The 17,175-nt window shown below is 69.8% G+C and carries 15 protein-coding genes; 9 read left to right on the forward strand and 6 right to left on the reverse strand.

Translation table 11 applies throughout. The features are described from left to right. The first annotated feature begins 84 nt into the window (after positions 1–84). Together GLP40_RS22840 and GLP40_RS22845 are read left to right on the forward strand one after the other, a co-directional pair. On the forward strand, positions 85–531 hold the full coding sequence (locus GLP40_RS22840; protein ID WP_154790000.1) for a hypothetical protein: 447 nt from the start codon (positions 85–87) through the stop codon (positions 529–531). 44 nt (positions 532–575) lie between these two features. Continuing rightward, the gene (locus GLP40_RS22845; protein WP_407671648.1) at positions 576–971 is read left to right on the forward strand and encodes an NUDIX hydrolase; all 396 of its coding nucleotides are present in this window, start codon (positions 576–578) and stop codon (positions 969–971) included. Between the two features lie 49 nt (positions 972–1,020). Here GLP40_RS22845 and GLP40_RS22850 read toward each other — a convergent pair whose 3' ends face one another. Further along, a complete protein-coding gene (locus tag GLP40_RS22850) occupies positions 1,021–2,652 on the reverse strand; it encodes an MFS transporter (protein ID WP_154790001.1) in 1,632 nt (543 codons plus the stop codon). Between the two features lie 174 nt (positions 2,653–2,826). On the opposite strand from GLP40_RS22850, the gene GLP40_RS34550 reads away from it, so the two are divergent. After that, positions 2,827–4,161 (forward strand): TerD family protein, encoded by a 1,335-nt coding sequence (locus GLP40_RS34550; protein ID WP_154790002.1) that lies wholly within the window; start codon positions 2,827–2,829, stop codon positions 4,159–4,161. A 6-nt stretch (positions 4,162–4,167) separates the two neighbouring features. Here the strand turns inward: GLP40_RS34550 and GLP40_RS22860 are convergent, their stop codons facing one another. Next, positions 4,168–4,836 (reverse strand): TetR/AcrR family transcriptional regulator, encoded by a 669-nt coding sequence (locus GLP40_RS22860; RefSeq protein ID WP_328290535.1) that lies wholly within the window; start codon positions 4,834–4,836, stop codon positions 4,168–4,170. A 204-nt stretch (positions 4,837–5,040) separates the two neighbouring features. Between GLP40_RS22860 and GLP40_RS22865 the strand changes: the two genes are divergently transcribed. The 5 genes from GLP40_RS22865 to atzF all read left to right on the forward strand — a co-directional run bounded on the left by GLP40_RS22865 (position 5,041) and on the right by atzF (position 11,713). Continuing rightward, the gene (locus tag GLP40_RS22865; RefSeq protein WP_154790004.1) at positions 5,041–6,603 is read left to right on the forward strand and encodes an amino acid permease; all 1,563 of its coding nucleotides are present in this window, start codon (positions 5,041–5,043) and stop codon (positions 6,601–6,603) included. Between the two features lie 89 nt (positions 6,604–6,692). After that, positions 6,693–7,439, forward strand: a complete 747-nt coding sequence (locus tag GLP40_RS22870; protein ID WP_154790005.1) for a DUF1989 domain-containing protein — start codon at positions 6,693–6,695, stop codon at positions 7,437–7,439. Further along, entirely contained in the window at positions 7,436–8,053 is a 618-nt protein-coding gene (locus GLP40_RS22875) for an urea amidolyase associated protein UAAP2 (RefSeq protein ID WP_154790006.1), read from the forward strand. Before GLP40_RS22870 ends, GLP40_RS22875 begins: the two co-directional genes overlap by 4 nt. A gap of 74 nt (positions 8,054–8,127) precedes the next feature. Then, positions 8,128–10,062: a 5-oxoprolinase/urea amidolyase family protein gene (locus GLP40_RS22880; protein ID WP_230329845.1), complete on the forward strand. Its 1,935-nt coding sequence runs from the start codon at positions 8,128–8,130 to the stop codon at positions 10,060–10,062. 37 nt (positions 10,063–10,099) lie between these two features. Then, positions 10,100–11,713: an allophanate hydrolase gene (atzF, locus tag GLP40_RS22885; RefSeq protein WP_154790008.1), complete on the forward strand. Its 1,614-nt coding sequence runs from the start codon at positions 10,100–10,102 to the stop codon at positions 11,711–11,713. A 6-nt stretch (positions 11,714–11,719) separates the two neighbouring features. Here the strand turns inward: atzF and GLP40_RS22890 are convergent, their stop codons facing one another. Both GLP40_RS22890 and GLP40_RS22895 read right to left on the reverse strand, forming a co-directional pair. Then, positions 11,720–12,562: a patatin-like phospholipase family protein gene (locus GLP40_RS22890; protein ID WP_154790009.1), complete on the reverse strand. Its 843-nt coding sequence runs from the start codon at positions 12,560–12,562 to the stop codon at positions 11,720–11,722. A gap of 172 nt (positions 12,563–12,734) precedes the next feature. Then, on the reverse strand, positions 12,735–13,208 hold the full coding sequence (locus tag GLP40_RS22895) for a MarR family winged helix-turn-helix transcriptional regulator (protein ID WP_328290536.1): 474 nt from the start codon (positions 13,206–13,208) through the stop codon (positions 12,735–12,737). Between the two features lie 110 nt (positions 13,209–13,318). Here GLP40_RS22895 and GLP40_RS22900 point away from each other — a divergent pair, with 110 nt between their 5' ends. Then, complete coding sequence (locus tag GLP40_RS22900) at positions 13,319–14,446, forward strand: GDSL-type esterase/lipase family protein (protein WP_196054750.1); 1,128 nt, start codon at positions 13,319–13,321, stop codon at positions 14,444–14,446. A 44-nt stretch (positions 14,447–14,490) separates the two neighbouring features. Here GLP40_RS22900 and GLP40_RS22905 read toward each other — a convergent pair whose 3' ends face one another. After that, positions 14,491–16,059 (reverse strand): hypothetical protein, encoded by a 1,569-nt coding sequence (locus GLP40_RS22905; protein WP_154790012.1) that lies wholly within the window; start codon positions 16,057–16,059, stop codon positions 14,491–14,493. Then, positions 16,044–16,811 carry an ABC transporter ATP-binding protein gene (locus tag GLP40_RS22910; protein ID WP_154790013.1) on the reverse strand — a complete coding sequence of 256 codons (768 nt, stop codon included), beginning with the start codon at positions 16,809–16,811 and terminating at the stop codon, positions 16,044–16,046. Before GLP40_RS22910 ends, GLP40_RS22905 begins: the two co-directional genes overlap by 16 nt. Positions 16,812–17,175: the final 364 nt, after the last annotated feature.

Genomic DNA, 17,175 nt, shown 5'->3' on the forward strand with positions numbered 1-17,175 from the left:
CTTGGTGTGGCCGGTGATCGCAGCGTTCTCTACGGAACCTCACAGCCACGACGGATCGGATGCACAGCCGCAGGTGTGAGGGTGATGATCGTGGCGTTGAGCGTTGCGGCGGAGGATTACCGCCGGTATGGATGGTCGGTCGAGGCGACGGGCGACGGCGTCGACCTCATCACCGGCGAACAGATCGCGGCCGTCGAGCTCACCGGCGCGGTCGCCGCCGGAGTGCGTCGCTACCTGCGTGCCAACAATCTCTCCGGCCCGGTCCTCGAGGTCCGGGGCCCGCAGCGGCGCGAGATCCATCTGGTCGTCGGCGCCGCCAAGGCCGTGCAGGCCGTCGAGAGGCTGCGCGCCGCCGGCGCGATCGTGTACACAGACGGCGCCCGGGTCCCGCTCCCGCATGAGAGCCGCGGGATCGCGTGGAACATCTGGCCGCACGAGGCGCGCTGGGTACCTCCCCTGGTGGCCATCGCAGCCGCCGTCCGTGCCGTCGGCGCGCGCAACCGCTCGCACCTGCGGACCGTGGCCTGCTGACGCTCGCGAATCCCGCGCTACCGCGGCTGGCTAGGGTGGGACGGGTGATTCGCACCGCGGCGCTGGCTCATATCCGGGATCGTCGAATGCTGCAGACCCGGTCCACCGGCAAGGATGTCTTCTACATGGCGGGCGGCAAGATCGATCCGGGTGAGACGCCGGAGATGGCCTTGCACAGGGAGATTCGCGAGGAACTCGGGGTGGGCGCCCTCGAGGTCAGCGAATTGGGGGTGTTCGAGGCGGAGGCCTACGGCCACGCTCCGGGCACGCGTTTGCACATGACCTGCTTCCTGGGCGAGCTCACCGAGGAGCCGAGCCCCTCCGGCGAGATCGCCGAACTGCGCTGGTTCACCCTCGACGAATACGCCGCCATGGACGAGGTGGCCCCCGGCTCCTTGCTGGTCTTCCGGCGTCTGCACGCCTTGGGCCTGATCGACTGACGCTTGCGGCTGTGACGTCCACCCGCTCGTGCGGCGTGGGCCTCGACGGTCAGCTGCTCTGCGCGTCCTCGTCCGCCTCGGCGACCCCCGTGTAGGGCCGGTTGGGAATGCGGGTGGCCGAGGCCAGGCCGATGAGCAGGAACAGCGCGGCGGCCAGCAGTGTGGTGCGGGTGGAGTCGGTGAACGCCCGGCTCAGCGCGTCCAGGATGGCAGCGGCGCCGTGGCGGTCACGCACCCCGGAGATGGCCCCACCCGCCGATTCTCGGGTCGCGGTGGCCAGGGTGTCGGCGGCCGGCTTCGGCAGATCGGGCACGCGTGAGAGCCGCTTGGGCAGATCGTGGGCCAGCGCCGCCGACAGCAGCGCACCGATGACCGCGGTACCGAAGGCCGACCCCACCTGCCGCACGGTGGATTGGGTGGCCGAGCCCTGGCCCGAATTATCCGTCGGCACATCGGCGAGCACGGTCCCGGTCAGCTGCGCCGACGCCATGCCGAGCCCGACGCCGTAGCCCATCAGCAGCACCGCCAGCCACCAGCCGGAAATGTGCGGGGTGACGAACAGCGCGGTCAGGGCCACGGCGGCGGTTTCGATGCCGAGGCCCAGCTGCACCACCCGCACCGGCCCGTACCTGCGCACCGCGCCCTCGGCGAGGCCCGCCGCCAGGAAGGCGCCGGCGGCCATGGCGGCCAGCACATATCCCGCGCCCAGGGTGGACAGCCCGAGCACGTTCACCATGAACAGCGGCAGCACGAACAGCAGCCCGAATTCGCCCAGCGCCACCACGAAGGCGGTGATATTGCCCCACCGGAAGCTGGGAATCCGGAACAGCGCGGGATCCACCAGCGCCGAGCGCCCGATCAGCTTGCGGTGGCGCTCCCAGCGCACGAACAGGATCAGCGCCACCACCCCGAGCGCCAGCAGGATCGGGATCACCGATATCGGCGCGGTGGCCGGCCAGTTCCAGCCCGCGAGCGGGAACTCCCGTCGCGGCTTCCACCAGCCGTAGGTCTGGCCCTCGATGAGCCCGAACACCAGCAGGGCGAAACCGGCTGCGCTGAGCAGGAATCCGTCCACGTCCAGGCCCGGTGCGGCCTTGCCCATGCGGGTCTCGGGCACGAACAGCACCAGTCCGATCAGCACCACCGCGCCCAGCGGCAGGTTGACCAGGAAGATCCACGGCCAGGTGAAGTAGGTGGTGAGCCAGCCGCCCAGCAGCGGGCCGATGGCGGCGACGCCGGCCATGACCGAGCCCCAGACCGCGAAGGCGATGGCCCGGTCGCGGCCGCGGAAGAGGGCGTTCATGGTGGCCAGCGTGCCGGGCATGACACCGGCCGCGCCGATGCCCTGCACGATGCGTCCGATGATGAGCGGCCAGGCGCTGTGCGCCCGCGCGGCGAGCACGCTGCCGAGCAGGAAGACGACCACGCCGACGGCGAACATGGCGCGCCGCCCGAGCCGGTCGCCGAGGCGGCCGCTGGTGATCAGCAGCGCGGCCAGCACGACCGCGTAGATGCTGTTGATCCATTGCGCCTGAGTGATATTCAGCTGCAGCTGGTCGATGAGGACGGGCAGTGAGACCGCGACGATGGTGCCGTCCAGGACCACCATGGACAATCCGAGCGCCAGTACCGCGAGGGTGACCCATTTCCTGCGCCCCAGGTCGAGCTGCGTTTCCGTCATCTGTCGCTCCCGCCGCTGAACAGCTGTCCGAAGACTCCGATGTTCCGTTAGCCACCTATGCGCCAATTGACCGTTGACCAGTCTATGCCGTGCCGACTGGGACAGCCGCACATTTGCAGACCGCGTACCCCGGAACGGCGGATGTCCGAATCGGATACGTTGGATCGTGTGTCGATGGTGAAGGGTTCCAACGTTCCGGTAACGGCTTCCGAGGTTCGGATCGAGCTGGGGTGGCAGTCGGGCCCCGGGGTTCCCGACGCCGACGCCTCCGCGCTGCTGCTGTCGAGCGGCAAGGTGCGTTCGGACGCCGATTTCGTCTTCTACAACCAGCCGCTGCACGCCTCCGGCGCGGTACGCCACCACGGCAAGCAGGCGGGCCCGGTGGTCGTGGACGCCCTGTCGGTGCACCTGGGCCAGGTGGAGCCGCAGATCGACAGCATCGTGCTGGCCGCCTCCGCCGACGGTGGCACCTTCGCCCAATTCCAGGGACTGCACGTGCGTTTGGTGGATATGGGCGGCACGGAGCTGGCTCGGTTCGAGAGCACCGACGCCGGCTCGGAGACCGCGTTCGTACTCGGCGAGCTGTACCGCCGCGACGGAGGCTGGAAGTTCCGCGCGGTCGGCCAGGGCTACGACTCCGGATTGGCCGGGCTGGCAACCGATTTCGGCATCTCTGTCGACGAATCCCCTGCACCGCAGCCGAATACGCCCCAGCCGGTCGCACCGGCACATCCGATCACGCCACCGCAGCCGGTCGCGCCACCGCCGCCCGCCGGATTCCAGCAACCCGTCGCGCCACCGCCACCGACCGCGGGGTTCCACCAGCCCATCGCGCCGCCGCCCGCCGATCCCCCGCAGCCGATGCCCGCGCCCCGGGTGAATCCGGGCAAGATCTCGCTGACCAAGGAGGCGCCCGCGGTCTCGCTGACCAAGCAGGGCGCGACCGGCGGCATCATGCGGGTGAACCTGAACTGGTCGGTCCCGAATTCAGGTGGCCTGTTCGGGCGCAAGCGGTCCAACGGCGGCCTGGACCTGGATCTGTGCGCGTTCTGGGAACTGACCGACGGATCCAAGGGCTGCGTCAGCGCGCTGGACACGTTCGGCGATCTCGACAAGCCGCCGTTCATCGCGCTGGATCGCGATGACCGGACCGGCGGCAGCGCGGCGGGCGAGAACCTGTCCATCAATCTCGACCACACCGCGGCCTTCCGCCGCATCCTGGTGTTCGCCTCGCTCTACGAGGGCGCGCGGGACTTCCGCGGCGTGCACGCCACCGCGACCCTGTTCCCTCGAAATTCGCCGCCGATCGAGATGGAAGTCGGTGGCTGCCACGATGATTCGCGCGAGATGGTGCTGGCGCTGATCGAGAACATCAATGGCGAGCTGGTGGTACGTCGCGAGGGCCGGTTCGTGCGCCCGCCGGAGGGCCGCCGGTTCTGGGGCAAGCTGGCGGTGGATCAGGCGTACGGATGGGGACTCAAGTGGGGCACCTCGAAGGGCAAGTCCTGACGCGGTTCACTCGGGAGCGAATCGCCGCGCCAATTCGAGTGCGGCGACGCGGGTTTCGGCCAGTGAACCGGACCAGCAGAGCAGCCGCAGAATGGCATCGGGGATGAGCCGTCCGGCGTATTCGGGCGCCGCGCCCTCGTCGGAGCGCATATTGATGATCGACTCCACCAGCCGGAACGGCAGCAGTTCGGCGCCCGCCACCGCGCCCGCCCCGGCCTCGGCGAGCACCGCGGCGGCCAGGGTTTCGTAGTGGCCGCGTAGTTCGTCGCGTCGCTCGCGGAAGCGGGCGAAGCGTTCGCTGCGCAGTTCGGGCAGCAGATACAGCGCGCCCAGGTTCCAGCGGCCGGAGCAGAGCTGGCTGACGTCGAACCAGGCCAGCGCGTACAGCCGCACGGCGGCGGGCTCGGGTCGATCGGCCAGCGTGCGCGCCAATTCCAGTGGTGGTGTGACGGTTTCGGCGAGGAGGGCGTCGAGGATGTCGTCCTTGGCGGCGAAGTGGTGGTAGAGCGAGGCCTGCCGGATGCCGACGGCGTCGGCGACCGCGCGGGTGGAGGTATTGCCGTAGCCGTGATTGGTGAACAACTCGGCGGCCGCATCGAGGATTTCGGCGCGCGGCGTCTGGCCTGCGCGGCGGCGTGGTTCGAGGCGGGGACGGCCGGGTCCGAGTTGGGTCACCGCTTCATTCTGTCCTACGTGTGGGCCCGACCCGCTTCCCTGCACCGTGACCTGCCCCGTGAGATTCCTGTCATTCGATAGAAATACCGGCAACGCAGAAGTTACCGCGGGCCATCTGACCGATACAACGGCGTCACCGCAGCCGCGATCGCGGCCGGAAAACTTTCAAGCGATAGATATTCGCCTCGCGAAAGACTCACGCCAATGGTTGCCTCCGCCGACGCCATAGTCCCCGACCACCCGCCGAGCCCCACCGATTACAGCGCCGACAGCGCCGATCTGGCGCGCTTCGGCTATCAGCCGGTGCTGCATCGCAAGCTCGGTCGCTATGCCTCCTTCGCGGCCGGATTCTCCTTCGTCTCCATCCTGACCACGATCTTCCAGTTCTTCGGCTTCGGCTACTCCTTCGGTGGCGCGGCCTTCTTCTGGACCTGGCCCCTCGTGTTCGCGGGCCAGTTCCTGGTGGCGCTGAACTTCGCGGAACTGGCTGCCCGCTACCCGATCTCGGGCTGTATCTACCAGTGGTCGCGCCGACTGGCCGGGGAGGTGGTGGGCTGGTTCGCCGGCTGGATGATGATCATCGCCCAGATCGTCACCGCCGCCGCGGCGGCCATCGCACTGCAGGTGGTACTGCCGACCATCTGGTCCGGCTTCCAGATCATCGGCGCCGACAGCGATCTCACCTCGCGCGACGGGGCCGCGAACGCGGTGCTGCTGGGCAGCGTCTTGCTGGCGATCACGACCGTCATCAACGTGGTGGGCATCGACTGGATGGCGCGCATCAACTCGCTCGGGGTGACCATCGAGATCATCGGGGTGTGCGCGGTGATCGCGGTGTTCTTCACCCACACCGATCGCGGGCCCGGCGTGGTCACGCACACCGATCAGGCCGCGGCCGGGCCGTACTGGGCCGCCTTCCTGGCCTCCGGGTTGATGGCGGCCTATGTCATGGTCGGATTCGATTCCGCCGGTGAGCTTTCCGAGGAGACCAAGAATCCGCGCCACGTCGCGCCGCGCACCATCCTCTCGGCGCTGGCCGTCTCGGCGCTGGGCGGCGGGCTGATCCTGCTGGGCGCGCTCATGGCCGCGCCGAGCCTGACCGACGGCTCGTTGGCCGGCGGCGGGCTGGCCTACGTGATCGAGGCCAAATTGACCACCGTGCCCGGCAAGGTGGTGCTGACCTGCGTGGCGTGCGCGATCACGGTGTGCACCTTGGCGATTCAGACGGCGGGCTCGCGGCTGCTGTTCTCCATGGCCCGCGACGGGCGACTGCCGTTCGCCGAGCCGCTGTCCACGGTGCACCCGCGCTTCGGCACGCCGGTCTGGCCCGCGGTGGTGATCGGTGCGCTGGGGATCGGCCTGCTACTGGTGAACCTCGGCAACGCCGCCATTTTCGCGACATTGGCCAGCGTCTGCATCGTCATGCTCTACCTCGCGTATCTGCTGGTGACGGTGCCGTTGCTGGTGCGCCGGATCAAGGGCTGGCCCGCCGATGTCGCGGGAGACGGGGCGGGCGCCGAGTTGTTCGCGCTGGGCCGCTACGGCATTGCGATCAACGCGCTGGCCGTGGTCTGGGGCATCGCCATGGCGGTGAACCTGGCCTGGCCGCGCGGCGAGGTCTACACCCCGAACGGCGGCGGCTGGTGGATGCTGTGGGCCGCACCGCTGTTCGTGCTGCTCACCGTGGCGGTCGGCGTGGTGGTGCACCGGGTCGCGACGCCGGCGCGGGTTTTCCCCGTGGCGGAGCATGTGCCCCAGATCGCGTGAACCCCAGGAGATTCCGACGGCCGGGCTCGCACCGGTCCGGCCGTCCCACCCCGCCGCAGCCTCGGCGGATCCCAAGGAACGGAGTTGCCATGACCACAGCGGACACCACCGGCGCCCGGGCGCACGCGCGCTCGCAGGCGGCGGTCTCCACGCTGAGTGAACCCGATCTGCCAATCGGCGTCGACAGCGCGAGAATCACCTTCGCCCACCGGATTCCGGCGGGCGGTTACGCGAATGTCGTGCTGGCCCGCGGTACCCGGGTGCGGCTGTCGGATCCGGCGGGCGCGGCCTGTGCGCACATGCTGCTGCTGCGGGCCGAATCGCCCTGGGAGCGGCTGAATGTCGCGGATACGGTGAAGGTGCCATGGCAGGCGTACCTGGGCGTCGGGCATCCGCTGCTGTCCGATCAGGGCAGGGTGCTGGCCACGGTGATCGCGGATTCCTCCGGCCATCACGACACGCTGTGCGGCCCTTCGCCAGTGGCGCGGGATCGGCTGCGGCTGGCCGCGGCGAAGCAGGGGCTGCGGCCGCGCGACATCGGGCCGACGGTGTCGTTCTTCCGGGGCGTGCGCGTGGAGTCGGATGGCGCGCTGACCCCCACCGGGGCAGCTGGGGCCGGCGCGGCGGTGGACCTGCTCATACACCTGCCGGTGACGCTGCTGCTCGCCAATGCCGAGCACCCGCTGGACCCCGCTCCCCCGGCCGCGCTCGACGTCGTGGCCTGGTCCGCCCCCGAGCAACTGACGCTCCCCCACAACACCGATCCCGAATACCTGCGAGCGGTGGAGAACACCGAACAGGACTGGCACGCACGCACTCCGGAGGTCCGCGCATGATCACCACCGCCCGCACCGTCGTCCTCGACGAGACCGTCCCCGCCCGCGCCCCCTGGTCGGCCGTCGTGCGCGCCGGGGAGCAGCTGGAGATCATCGATCTGCACGGCAATCAGGCCGTGGACTGCCTGCTCTACCACGCGGCCGACCACACCGACCGCTACAGCGCGCAGGCCACCATCACCGCCCAGCGCAATATCTTCCTCACCACCGGCAGCGTCCTGCTGACCGAAACCGGCACCCCGCTCATGACGGTGGTGGCCGACGAGGTCGGCAATCACGACACCGTAGCGGGCGCGTGCTCGCAGGAGTCCAATACCCTGCGCTACGGCCATCACACTCGCCACCAGCACGCCTGTGTGGAGAACTTCCTGGCCGAGGGGCGCAAGTGGGGGCTGGGCAAGCGTGATCTGGTCTCGAATATCAACTGGTTCATGAACGTTCCCGTCGAGGCGGACGGGACCCTGGGCATCGTGGACGGGCTGTCCGCGCCCGGCAAGACGATCACGCTGCGCGCCGAGATCGACACACTGGTGCTGGTCTCGAACTGCCCGCAGATCAACAATCCCTGCAACGGGTTCGAACCCACGCCGGTACGCATGGTGGTGACCCGGTGACGGCTGTCCTTCCGGAAATCGCCGGGATCGAGCAGCCCTGCCCCGCGGCGACTTTCGAGGTGCTGCGGCCGGGGATGCGGACGACCGTGCAGGACTGGCCCGGCCGGGTCGGCTACTGGCATGTGGGGGTACCCCCGTCCGGCCCGATGGACGACCTGTCGTTCCGGCTGGGCAATCGGGCGCTGGGGAATCCGGAGGGCGCGGCCGGGCTGGAATGCACCCTCGGCGGACCCGCGCTGCGCTTCGGCACCGCCACCTGGGTGTGCGTGACGGGCGCGCCGGCGCCGGTCACCGTGAACGGCCGCGCGGTACGGCAGTGGCGCAGTGTGCTGGTACCCGCTGGCGGCGTGCTGGATGTCGGCATGGTGCGCGGGCCGGGGATGCGGTGCTACCTCCTGGTCGCGGGCGGCATCGAGGTGCCCGAATATCTCGGCAGCCGTTCGACTTTCACGCTGGGCAAGTTCGGCGGCGGCAACGGCCGGGCGCTGGCGATCGGCGACGAGTTCGCGCTCGGCGAGCCCGGTCGGGTAATGGCCGGGGTGACCGGCGAGGACCAGCCCGTGCTCACCCGGCGCTGGGAGCTGGCGGTCACCGAGGGACCACACGGCGCACCGGAGTTCTTCACCCGCGCCGACTTCGACACCATCATCGGCACCGATTACGAGGTGCACTTCAACTCCGATCGGACCGGCGTGCGGCTCGTCGGCCCGAAACCGCGGTGGGCCCGCCCCGACGGCGGTGAGGCGGGCCTGCATCCGTCGAACATTCATGACACCGCGTATTCCATCGGCGCACTGGACTTCACGGGTGATACCCCGATTCTGCTCGGTCCGGACGGTCCCAGCCTGGGCGGCTTCGTCTGCCCGGTCACCGTGGTCGCGGCCGATCGCTGGAAGCTGGGCCAGCTCACGCCGGGCGACAGCGTGCGCTTCGTCCCCGTGCGTGCCGATCACGCGGCCTCGCTGCGGGAGCTCGGGACCGAGCGCCGGGCCTCCTGGCCGGTGGTGCTGTCCACCGGCGGCGACGGCGACGACGGGGTGCTGGCCCGCCGCGACGGCGCGGACACCACGGTCACCTACCGGCGCGCGGGCGATGACGGGCTGCTCGTCGAATACGGCGATATGACATTGGATCTGGAGCTGCGCGCCCGCGCGCACGCACTGCACCGGTCGCTGCTGGAGCGTGCCGAGCCGGGCATCACCGAGCTGACGCCGGGCGTGCGATCGCTCCAGATCCGCAATGATCCCGACCGCTTGCCCACCCGCACGCTGCTCGGCCTGCTGGCGGAGGTGGAGGCCGAACTGCCGCCCGCCGACGAGCTGGTGGTCCCGAGCCGGATTGTGCGGCTGCCGCTGTCCTGGGACGATCCGTCCACTCGCGAGGCCATCATCCGCTATATGCACGGCGTCCGGGCGGATGCCCCGTGGTGCCCGTGGAATATCGAGTTCATTCGCCGGATGAACGGATTGGGCTCCGTGGACGAGGTTTTCGATACCGTCTTCGCCGCCGAATATCTGGTCCTCGGCCTCGGTGACGTCTACCTGGGCGCGCCCGTCGCCACCCCGACCGATCCGCGGCACCGGCTCGTCACCACCAAGTACAACCCGGCTCGCACCTGGACGCCGGAGAACGCGGTCGGCATCGGCGGAGCGTACCTGTGCGTCTACGGCATGGAGGGGCCGGGCGGCTACCAGTTCGTCGGCCGCACCACCCAGGTGTGGAACCACCACTCCAGCGGCATCGGCGAAGACCCTTGGCTGCTGCGGTATTTCGACCGCATCAGCTGGTATCCGGTGAGCGCCGACGAACTGCTCGACCTGCGCGCCGACACCGCCGCGGGCCGCGGACGGCTTTTGGCCGAGGACGGCGAGTTCCGCCTCGTCGACTACCGGAAGTTCCTGGCCGACAACGCCGCGTCGATCGCCGATTTCCGGGCTCGCCAGGCCGATGCCTTCGCCGCCGAACGCGATTCCTGGCGCGAGGCGGGCGAGCTCGCCGAAACACCCTGAGCCGCGCCTTATCCCCTTCCGATCGAGGAGTTCGAGTATGACCGTGTGGATCCACCGTCGCCCCGACGCCGAGGTGGACGCCGAAACAGCCGCCGCCACCGGCGCTTTGGCGGGATCGCGGCTGGCCGTCAAGGACAATGTGGATGTCGCCGGATTGCCCACCACCGCGGCCTGTCCGGACTTCGCCTATACACCGGACCAGGACGCGCCCGCGGTCGCCGCCCTGCGCGCGGCCGGGGCGGTGGTGGTCGGCAAGACCAATCTCGATCAGTTCGCCACCGGTCTGGTCGGCACCCGCTCGCCCTATGGGATCGTCGAGAACGCGCTCCGTCCCGGATACGTCTGCGGTGGTTCGAGTTCCGGCTCGGCCGCGGCGGTGGCGAGCGGTGCGGCGGACATCGCGATCGGCACCGATACCGCCGGATCCGGACGCGTTCCGGCGGCCTTGCACGGCTTGGTCGGCATCAAGCCCACGATCGGCGTGATTTCCACCGAGGGCGTCGTACCGGCCTGCCGCTCCTACGATTGTGTGACGATCTTCGCCGCCGAGCTCAATCTGGCCAACCGGGCCATGGGCGTCATGGCGGCAGGTGCGCCTGGCCGCGCGTGGCCCGGTGATGTCCGGCTGGCCGCGCCGCCCAAGCCGGTGGTGGCGGTGTTCGCAGCGCTGCCTGATCTGGATCCGCTGTGGCGCACAGCTTTCGAGCGCACCGTCGCCTCATTGCGGGATCTGGGCGCGACCATTGTGGAAGTCGACTCGACTCCTTTCCTGGCCGCCGCCAAGCTCCTGTACGACGGCGCACTGGTCGCCGAGCGCTATGCGGCGGTGGGCGGATTCGTCGACGCGCATCCCGAATCAATCGATCCCACAGTCGGTTCCATCATCCGCGGCGCGCGCGACCTTCCCGCCCACCGGCTGGTCACCGACCTGGCCGCACTGGACCGCTTGCGCGCCACCGCCATGGCGAGCCTGGTCGGCGTGGACGTTCTGCTGACGCCGACGGTGCCGATCCATCCGACCATTGCCGAGGTCGCCGCGGACCCCATTGCCGTCAATTCCCGGCTCGGCACCTACACGAACTTCTGCAACCTCTTCGACCTGTGCGCGGTGGCGGTCCCCACGAATGAGCCGCACTTCGGGGTGACAGTGCTGGCCCGGGCCTTCGAGGACGCGGTCGCGCTCGATATCGCCGCCCGGATCACCGGCACTGCGCTCGATCTCGCGGAACCCAGCTGGCCGACGACCGTCGCGGCAGCGCACGATCTGGTGGTCTTCGGCGCGCACCTGCGCGGCCAGCCCCTCGAACACCAGCTGACCGATCTCGGCGCCCGCTGGTGCGGTCCGGTCGAGACCGCTCCGCACTACCGGCTCGCCGCGCTGGACACGGTCCCGCCCAAACCGGCCGTAACGCGGGTCCCCGCAATGGAATCCGGCGTCGCGGTGTCCGGCGAACGCTGGCTGCTCTCCCCCGCCGCCCTGGGCCGCTTCCTGGCCGGCCTGCCCGCGCCCATGCAGCTCGGTGCGGTCGAACTCGCCGACGGCGCCTGGCACACCGGTTTCGGCTGCACCGGCGCGGCCGCCGAATCCGCCAAGGACATCAGCGAATACGGCGGCTGGCGCGCGGCGCTGGCGGCCGGGGCCGTCGGCTAGGGGCTGTCAATTCCGCCAGAGCGCGGCGACCCGGTCCGCCTCGGCCTTGCCCTGAGCGTGACCGGCTTCCAGTGCGGGAACACGGGTGGCGGTGTCGAGCGGGTTGAGGCCGAAGGCGGCCGTGGTTGCCTCGTCGGGGGCGATCACCTCGACCCGGGCCCCGGCCGCGACCAGGCCCGCCACCTGGCCCTCGAGCTCCTCGTCCGGCATGGGCGCGATCACCAGCACGCGGGCGTAGCCGGTGGCGAGATCGGCGTTCACCGAGGTCCGCACGCCGCCGTCGGTATAGCGCGCCCCGTCGATCGTGGCGCAGGGCCACACCATGGGCACCGCGGAGCTGGCGGTCACCGCGTCGACCAGTCCGACACCGGAATCCTTGTCGAAGACCCGCAATTCGCCCGTCTCGGCGTTCACCGCCGTGATCCGAACATCCCGGTCGGACCACTCGTGCACGGGCAGCCGGGTCTCGATGACGGCCCGCCGCTCCGGCTCCGGGACCGACTCCGTCGTCAGCGCGAGCGCGCCGATGCGCCGCCGCCGCTCGACCGAATCCGCGCGCAGCTCCTCGATGATGGCCGCCAGCGTCTCCCACAGCCCGGCGAACTTCTCCATCGAGGGCACGATCTCGCGGCTCTGTACGGTCGGGTCCACCTGCCGCCGAACCAGTTCCGCGAGTTCCAACCCGCTGCCCACCTGGGCCGCCACATTGGCCCCGGCGGAGGTGCCGAGCAGCAGATCCGCTCCGGTCACGTCCACGCCCGCATCCGCCAACCCGGCGATGATGCCTGTCGCCCAGGAGATTCCGGCCACCCCACCGCCGCCGATGACCAGCGCACGTTCGGTCGTCATACCCATTCCCACTTCCTACCCACTCGGAAAGACACCCTGCGTCACGAAAACTACCGGCCCAACGGCCGGAACGGCGGCGATGGCCTCGATTTCCGCCACGCGGCCCGGACAGTTCGCCCCGACCACGCGGGCGACGGATGACGGGCGGATTCGGCTGCGTGCCCGGCGTCGCTCATTCCGAGACGTGGGTCGCGTCGGGGTTGGTGGCATCGCGGATGATCCGCAGGCCGGCGGTGAGCTCGTCGAGCTGCTCGCGGCTGAGCAGGCTGGTGAACCAGCGGTCCACACCCTCCAGATAGGCGGGCAGCACGCGTGCGACACGGGCGGCGCCGGCCGCCGTGAGCACGGCGTAGGAGCTGCGACGGTCGCCCGGATCAGCCTCGCGGCGCACGAAGCCATTGCGCTCGAGGCGATCCACCAGACGGGTGACGCCGCTGGTGGACAGGCTGGTCTGGGTGGCCAGATCCGTCATGCGCAGTTTGCGACCGGGTGAACGGCTCAGTCGCATCAGGGCATTCAGGTCGAGACCGGAGAGTCCATTGCTCTTCCAGGTCTCCTCGAGCCGGGCGATGAGCCCGTCATGAGCCTCGTAGAGCAGGCCGACCGCGGTCAGGCGGGGGTCGTCGAAGAGATGCTTGGGATCCACGGTGACCAGCCTAAACCAGACGTTTTCAGTGCGGATAGTTGACACGCGGAACATTTTCGATATCTTGTTGCTGACACAATATTCCGCACTGCAACTAAATGGAGGTTCCGATGACGAGCGAGCGCTGGGTGGCGGGATTCCGTGCGCCGCTGGTGAATCCGGCCGAGGAGATCAAACTGGCCGAGCCGCGCGCCTTCGCGGGCGAGACGGTCCGGCAGGTGGTGCGGGTGGCCGGCGGCGGGTCGCGGCTGCGGGTACGGCTGACCAACCGGTACGGCACCGACGAGCTGGTGATCGGCGCGGCGCGCATCGCTGTGCGCAAGGCGGGCGGCGAGATCGTGCCGGAGAGCGATATCGAGGTGCGGTTCGCGGGGTCCGCATCCCTGCGGATTCCGGCCGGGGCCGATATCGCCAGCGATCCGGTCGAGCTGGCCGTCGAGGCGGGCACCGAACTGGCGCTGAGCGTGTATCTGCCGGAGCCGGCACTGCCCGCGTTCGCGCAGTTCCCGGTGGACACCAGCTGGATCACCACCGGCGATCGAACGGGTGACGCCGTTTTGTCCGATGCCGAGGAGACCGCGGCGCGGTTCTTCCTCACCGGAGTCGACGTCGCTGTCGACTCCGACATTCCGGTGCTGGTGGCCTTCGGCGACTCGTGGTTCGAAGGCGTCGGCTCCACCCACGGCGCGAACCGGCGGTCGGTGGATGTGCTGAACGCGCGGCTGGCCACCGGGTGGGCCGTCAACCAGGGCATCAGCGGCAACCGCCTGCTCACCGATGAGATCGGCGAGCACGGCCTGGCCCGGTTCGCGCGGGACGTACCCTCGGTGCCCGGGGCCGCGGCCGTGTGGGCCAACTTCGGCATCAATGACCTGGTCCTGGCCGGTACCGCCACCGCCGAGGCGCTCATCACCGGATTCACCGCGCTGGCCGAGCAGGCCCACGCGGCGGGACTGCCCATCTACGCCAACACCATCGGCCCCTTCGGCGGGGCCATCTATCCGGGTCTGGCTGTGGCCGAGGGCATTCCGGTACGAAACGCGGTGAACGCGTGGCTGCGCACCACCGAGGTATTCGACGCCGTCTTCGATGTGGCCGCGGCGGTGGAGAATTCGGCGGATCCGGACTTCATCCGGCCCGAATTCGACAGCGGCGACGGTATGCATCTCAATGACGACGGCGCGCGGGCCATGGCGGAGACGGTGGATCTCACCGTGCTGCCGCGGGCGTTTCACTGAGCGCCGGAGTGCCTAATGACGCTCGGGCGGAACGCAATCACAGCTCAGCGCGGCTTCACCTCCGCCAGGAGTTCGGGGCCACGGACCTCCAACCGGGTGGTCGCCCGGCGGATTCCGAGTGCGGCGGCGAACCCGCCGAGCAGCAGTCCGATCGGCAGTGCCGCCCACTGCACCAGCGAATTGCGCAGGCCCGCACCGATTCCCAGTATCACCAGGACCGGAGCCGCCGCCAGCAACTGCGCCAGGCCCACCGCGAGTTGCATGAGAAGCTTCGCGCAGCCGGGGTTGCCCGAGCCCGCGAAGGGGTTGCCGCGCTGCGGCGCGAGGGCGAAGGCAGCGTGCGTGGACAGGAACACCACGGCCCCCATCCCCACGCCGAGCAGCACCGGAAGCGTCGAGAGGGCCCAGGGATACAACGTCGCCCGGCCGAGCGCGCCGGGCGGGATGAGGGAGGCGAGCACGGACACGGGGGCGACCAGGAGCAGCCAGGCGTAGGCGCGGCCGCGCACATCCGCACGGGGCGCGCCCGGTGTCACCAGCGTTTGCCAGACCGCGGTGCCGTCGAATCCGTACAGGTTGGTGCTGGACATGGTGGCCAGCCACACCACGAAAGCGCCTGAGAACGTGACGGTTCCGCTACCGCCGGTGCGGATCGACAGGAAGATCGGCAGCACGAAGCCGATCAGTAGCAGCGGGAGCAGAGCCGCGCGGCGGCGGCCGTCCCGCCACCAGGTGCGCAGTTCCTTGGTGACCATGGCGCCCACCGGGGTGGCGGGAATGAAGCGCTCCAGCAGGCTGCCGCCGGTGTCGACCACCTGGCCGGTCGGCGCGGCCGGGGTGGTGAGGCGGCGCTGCAGCAGGACCGCCCAGACTTGCCACAGGAGCACCGCGAGCAGGGCCAAGCCCGCGAGCGGCAGCAGGGCGAGCGGGTAGTCGCCGCGGTCGGCGGCCTCGACGGCGTACGGGGCCCAGCCGGACGGGACCGCGCGCAGGGTCACCGACAGGGCGCTGTGGTCGCCCTCCAGTTTGGGGCCGACCGCCGAAATCAGCAGGTTCAGGGGGTAATACGACAGGCCGATGAGGGCGGCGAAGAGCACGCCGAGGTCCTTGCCGCGCCGTGAGCGCATGGCCGCGCCCAGCCAGGCGACCACGACCCGTGACAGCAGGACCACGAACACCAGGTGGAACACGGCGCCGAGAGCGGCTATCGCCATGGCTCCCAAGCCGATTGGCGCGGCCAGCAGGACCAGGCCGCCGAATGCGATCAGGTTGACGATGGGTGCGGGACCGACGAAGGCGGCCGCCCCGAGTCCGTACGCGAGTTGCCGGGTAGTCAACGGCAGCAGGCGGAATTGCTCGGGTTGCAGAGTCTCGTCACTGCTGCCGGTGATCACCGGACCGCAGATCCATCCGAGGGTCCAGGCCGCGAACAGCGCCGCCGCGACCGTCACGCCCCCGTGCACGGTCTCGTGGGCCGTGGCGATGATCAGCGCGGTCGCCGCACCCGCGATCAGCCCGAAGGTGCTGCCGAGCCAGAAGTTCAGCGCCGCACGCCCTTCCCGCATGTTCCGCGCGGTGAGCCGCAGCCGCATCCGGATCAGGACGCCAACCACGACAACCCCTCCTCCCCGCCCACGCGCCCGCCCACCAACCGCACGAACGCCTCCTCCAGCGTCGCGTCCCCCCGCACCTCCGCGAGCGTTCCGCTCGCCACCACCCGGCCCCGGTCGATCACGGCCACCCGGTCACAGATCGACTCCACCAGGGCCATCACATGACTCGACAACACCACCGATCCACCGGCGGCCACGAACCGCTGCAAGATCGTCCGTATGGTGCCCGCCGAGACGGGATCCACCGCCTCGAAAGGCTCGTCCAACACCAGCAGTTTCGGCGCATGCAGCAGGGCGGTCGCCAACCCGATCTTCTTCCGCATGCCCGCCGAATAGTCGACCACCACAGTGTTTTCCGCGCCGTCCAGCTCCAGCACGTGCAGCAGCTCGTCTGCCCGCGCGACCACGGTGGCCTTGTCCATCCCGCGCAGCAATCCGGTGAAGTTCAACAATTCTCGCCCGGTGAGTCGCTCCGGCAGGGCCAGACCGTCGGGCAGCACCCCCACCACGGTCTTCGCCTGGACCGGATCCGCCCACACCTCGTGCCCGAAGATCCGCGCCGCCCCGTGGTCCGGCCGCAACAACCCCACGGCCATCGACAACGTCGTCGTCTTTCCCGCCCCATTCGGACCGACCAGCCCGAAGAACGACCCGGGCGGCACCGAGAGATTCACCCCCTCGACCACCCAGGGCCCACCGAACTTCTTGTAGAGCCCATCCAGGTCCAGCGCCGGTCGTCCGTCGACAGTCATATGCCCTCCTCGAAGCCCCCCGCACACGCCCTTTCACGATAAGCGTGGCGCTCCACTGCTGGACATATCGCCCGACCGGCACCCCACCGCAACCTCTTCCCGGGAAGCCGGCCTCGAAATACGCGGACGGAGACCTCAAGGCAGATTGCTTGCCCCGGCATGATCAGGCCCGCGAGATGGCGGCTCGAGCATCCGGGCGGCGGGCAACCGGGGTGGCCCCGTCTCAGGCAGGATCGCCGGTGCGCTCGCTCGACAGCCATGCTCGCCGCTCGTCCCGCGATCGAGCCAGGTTTCTGGCCATCTGCTCAGGGGCCTGATGATGGTGGTTGACCCGTGGGGTTTGGCTGGGGTCTTGGTGGGGTGG

It is taken from the genome of Nocardia aurantiaca (assembly GCF_009708175.1).
Taxonomy (GTDB): Bacteria; Actinomycetota; Actinomycetes; order Mycobacteriales; family Mycobacteriaceae; genus Nocardia; species Nocardia aurantiaca.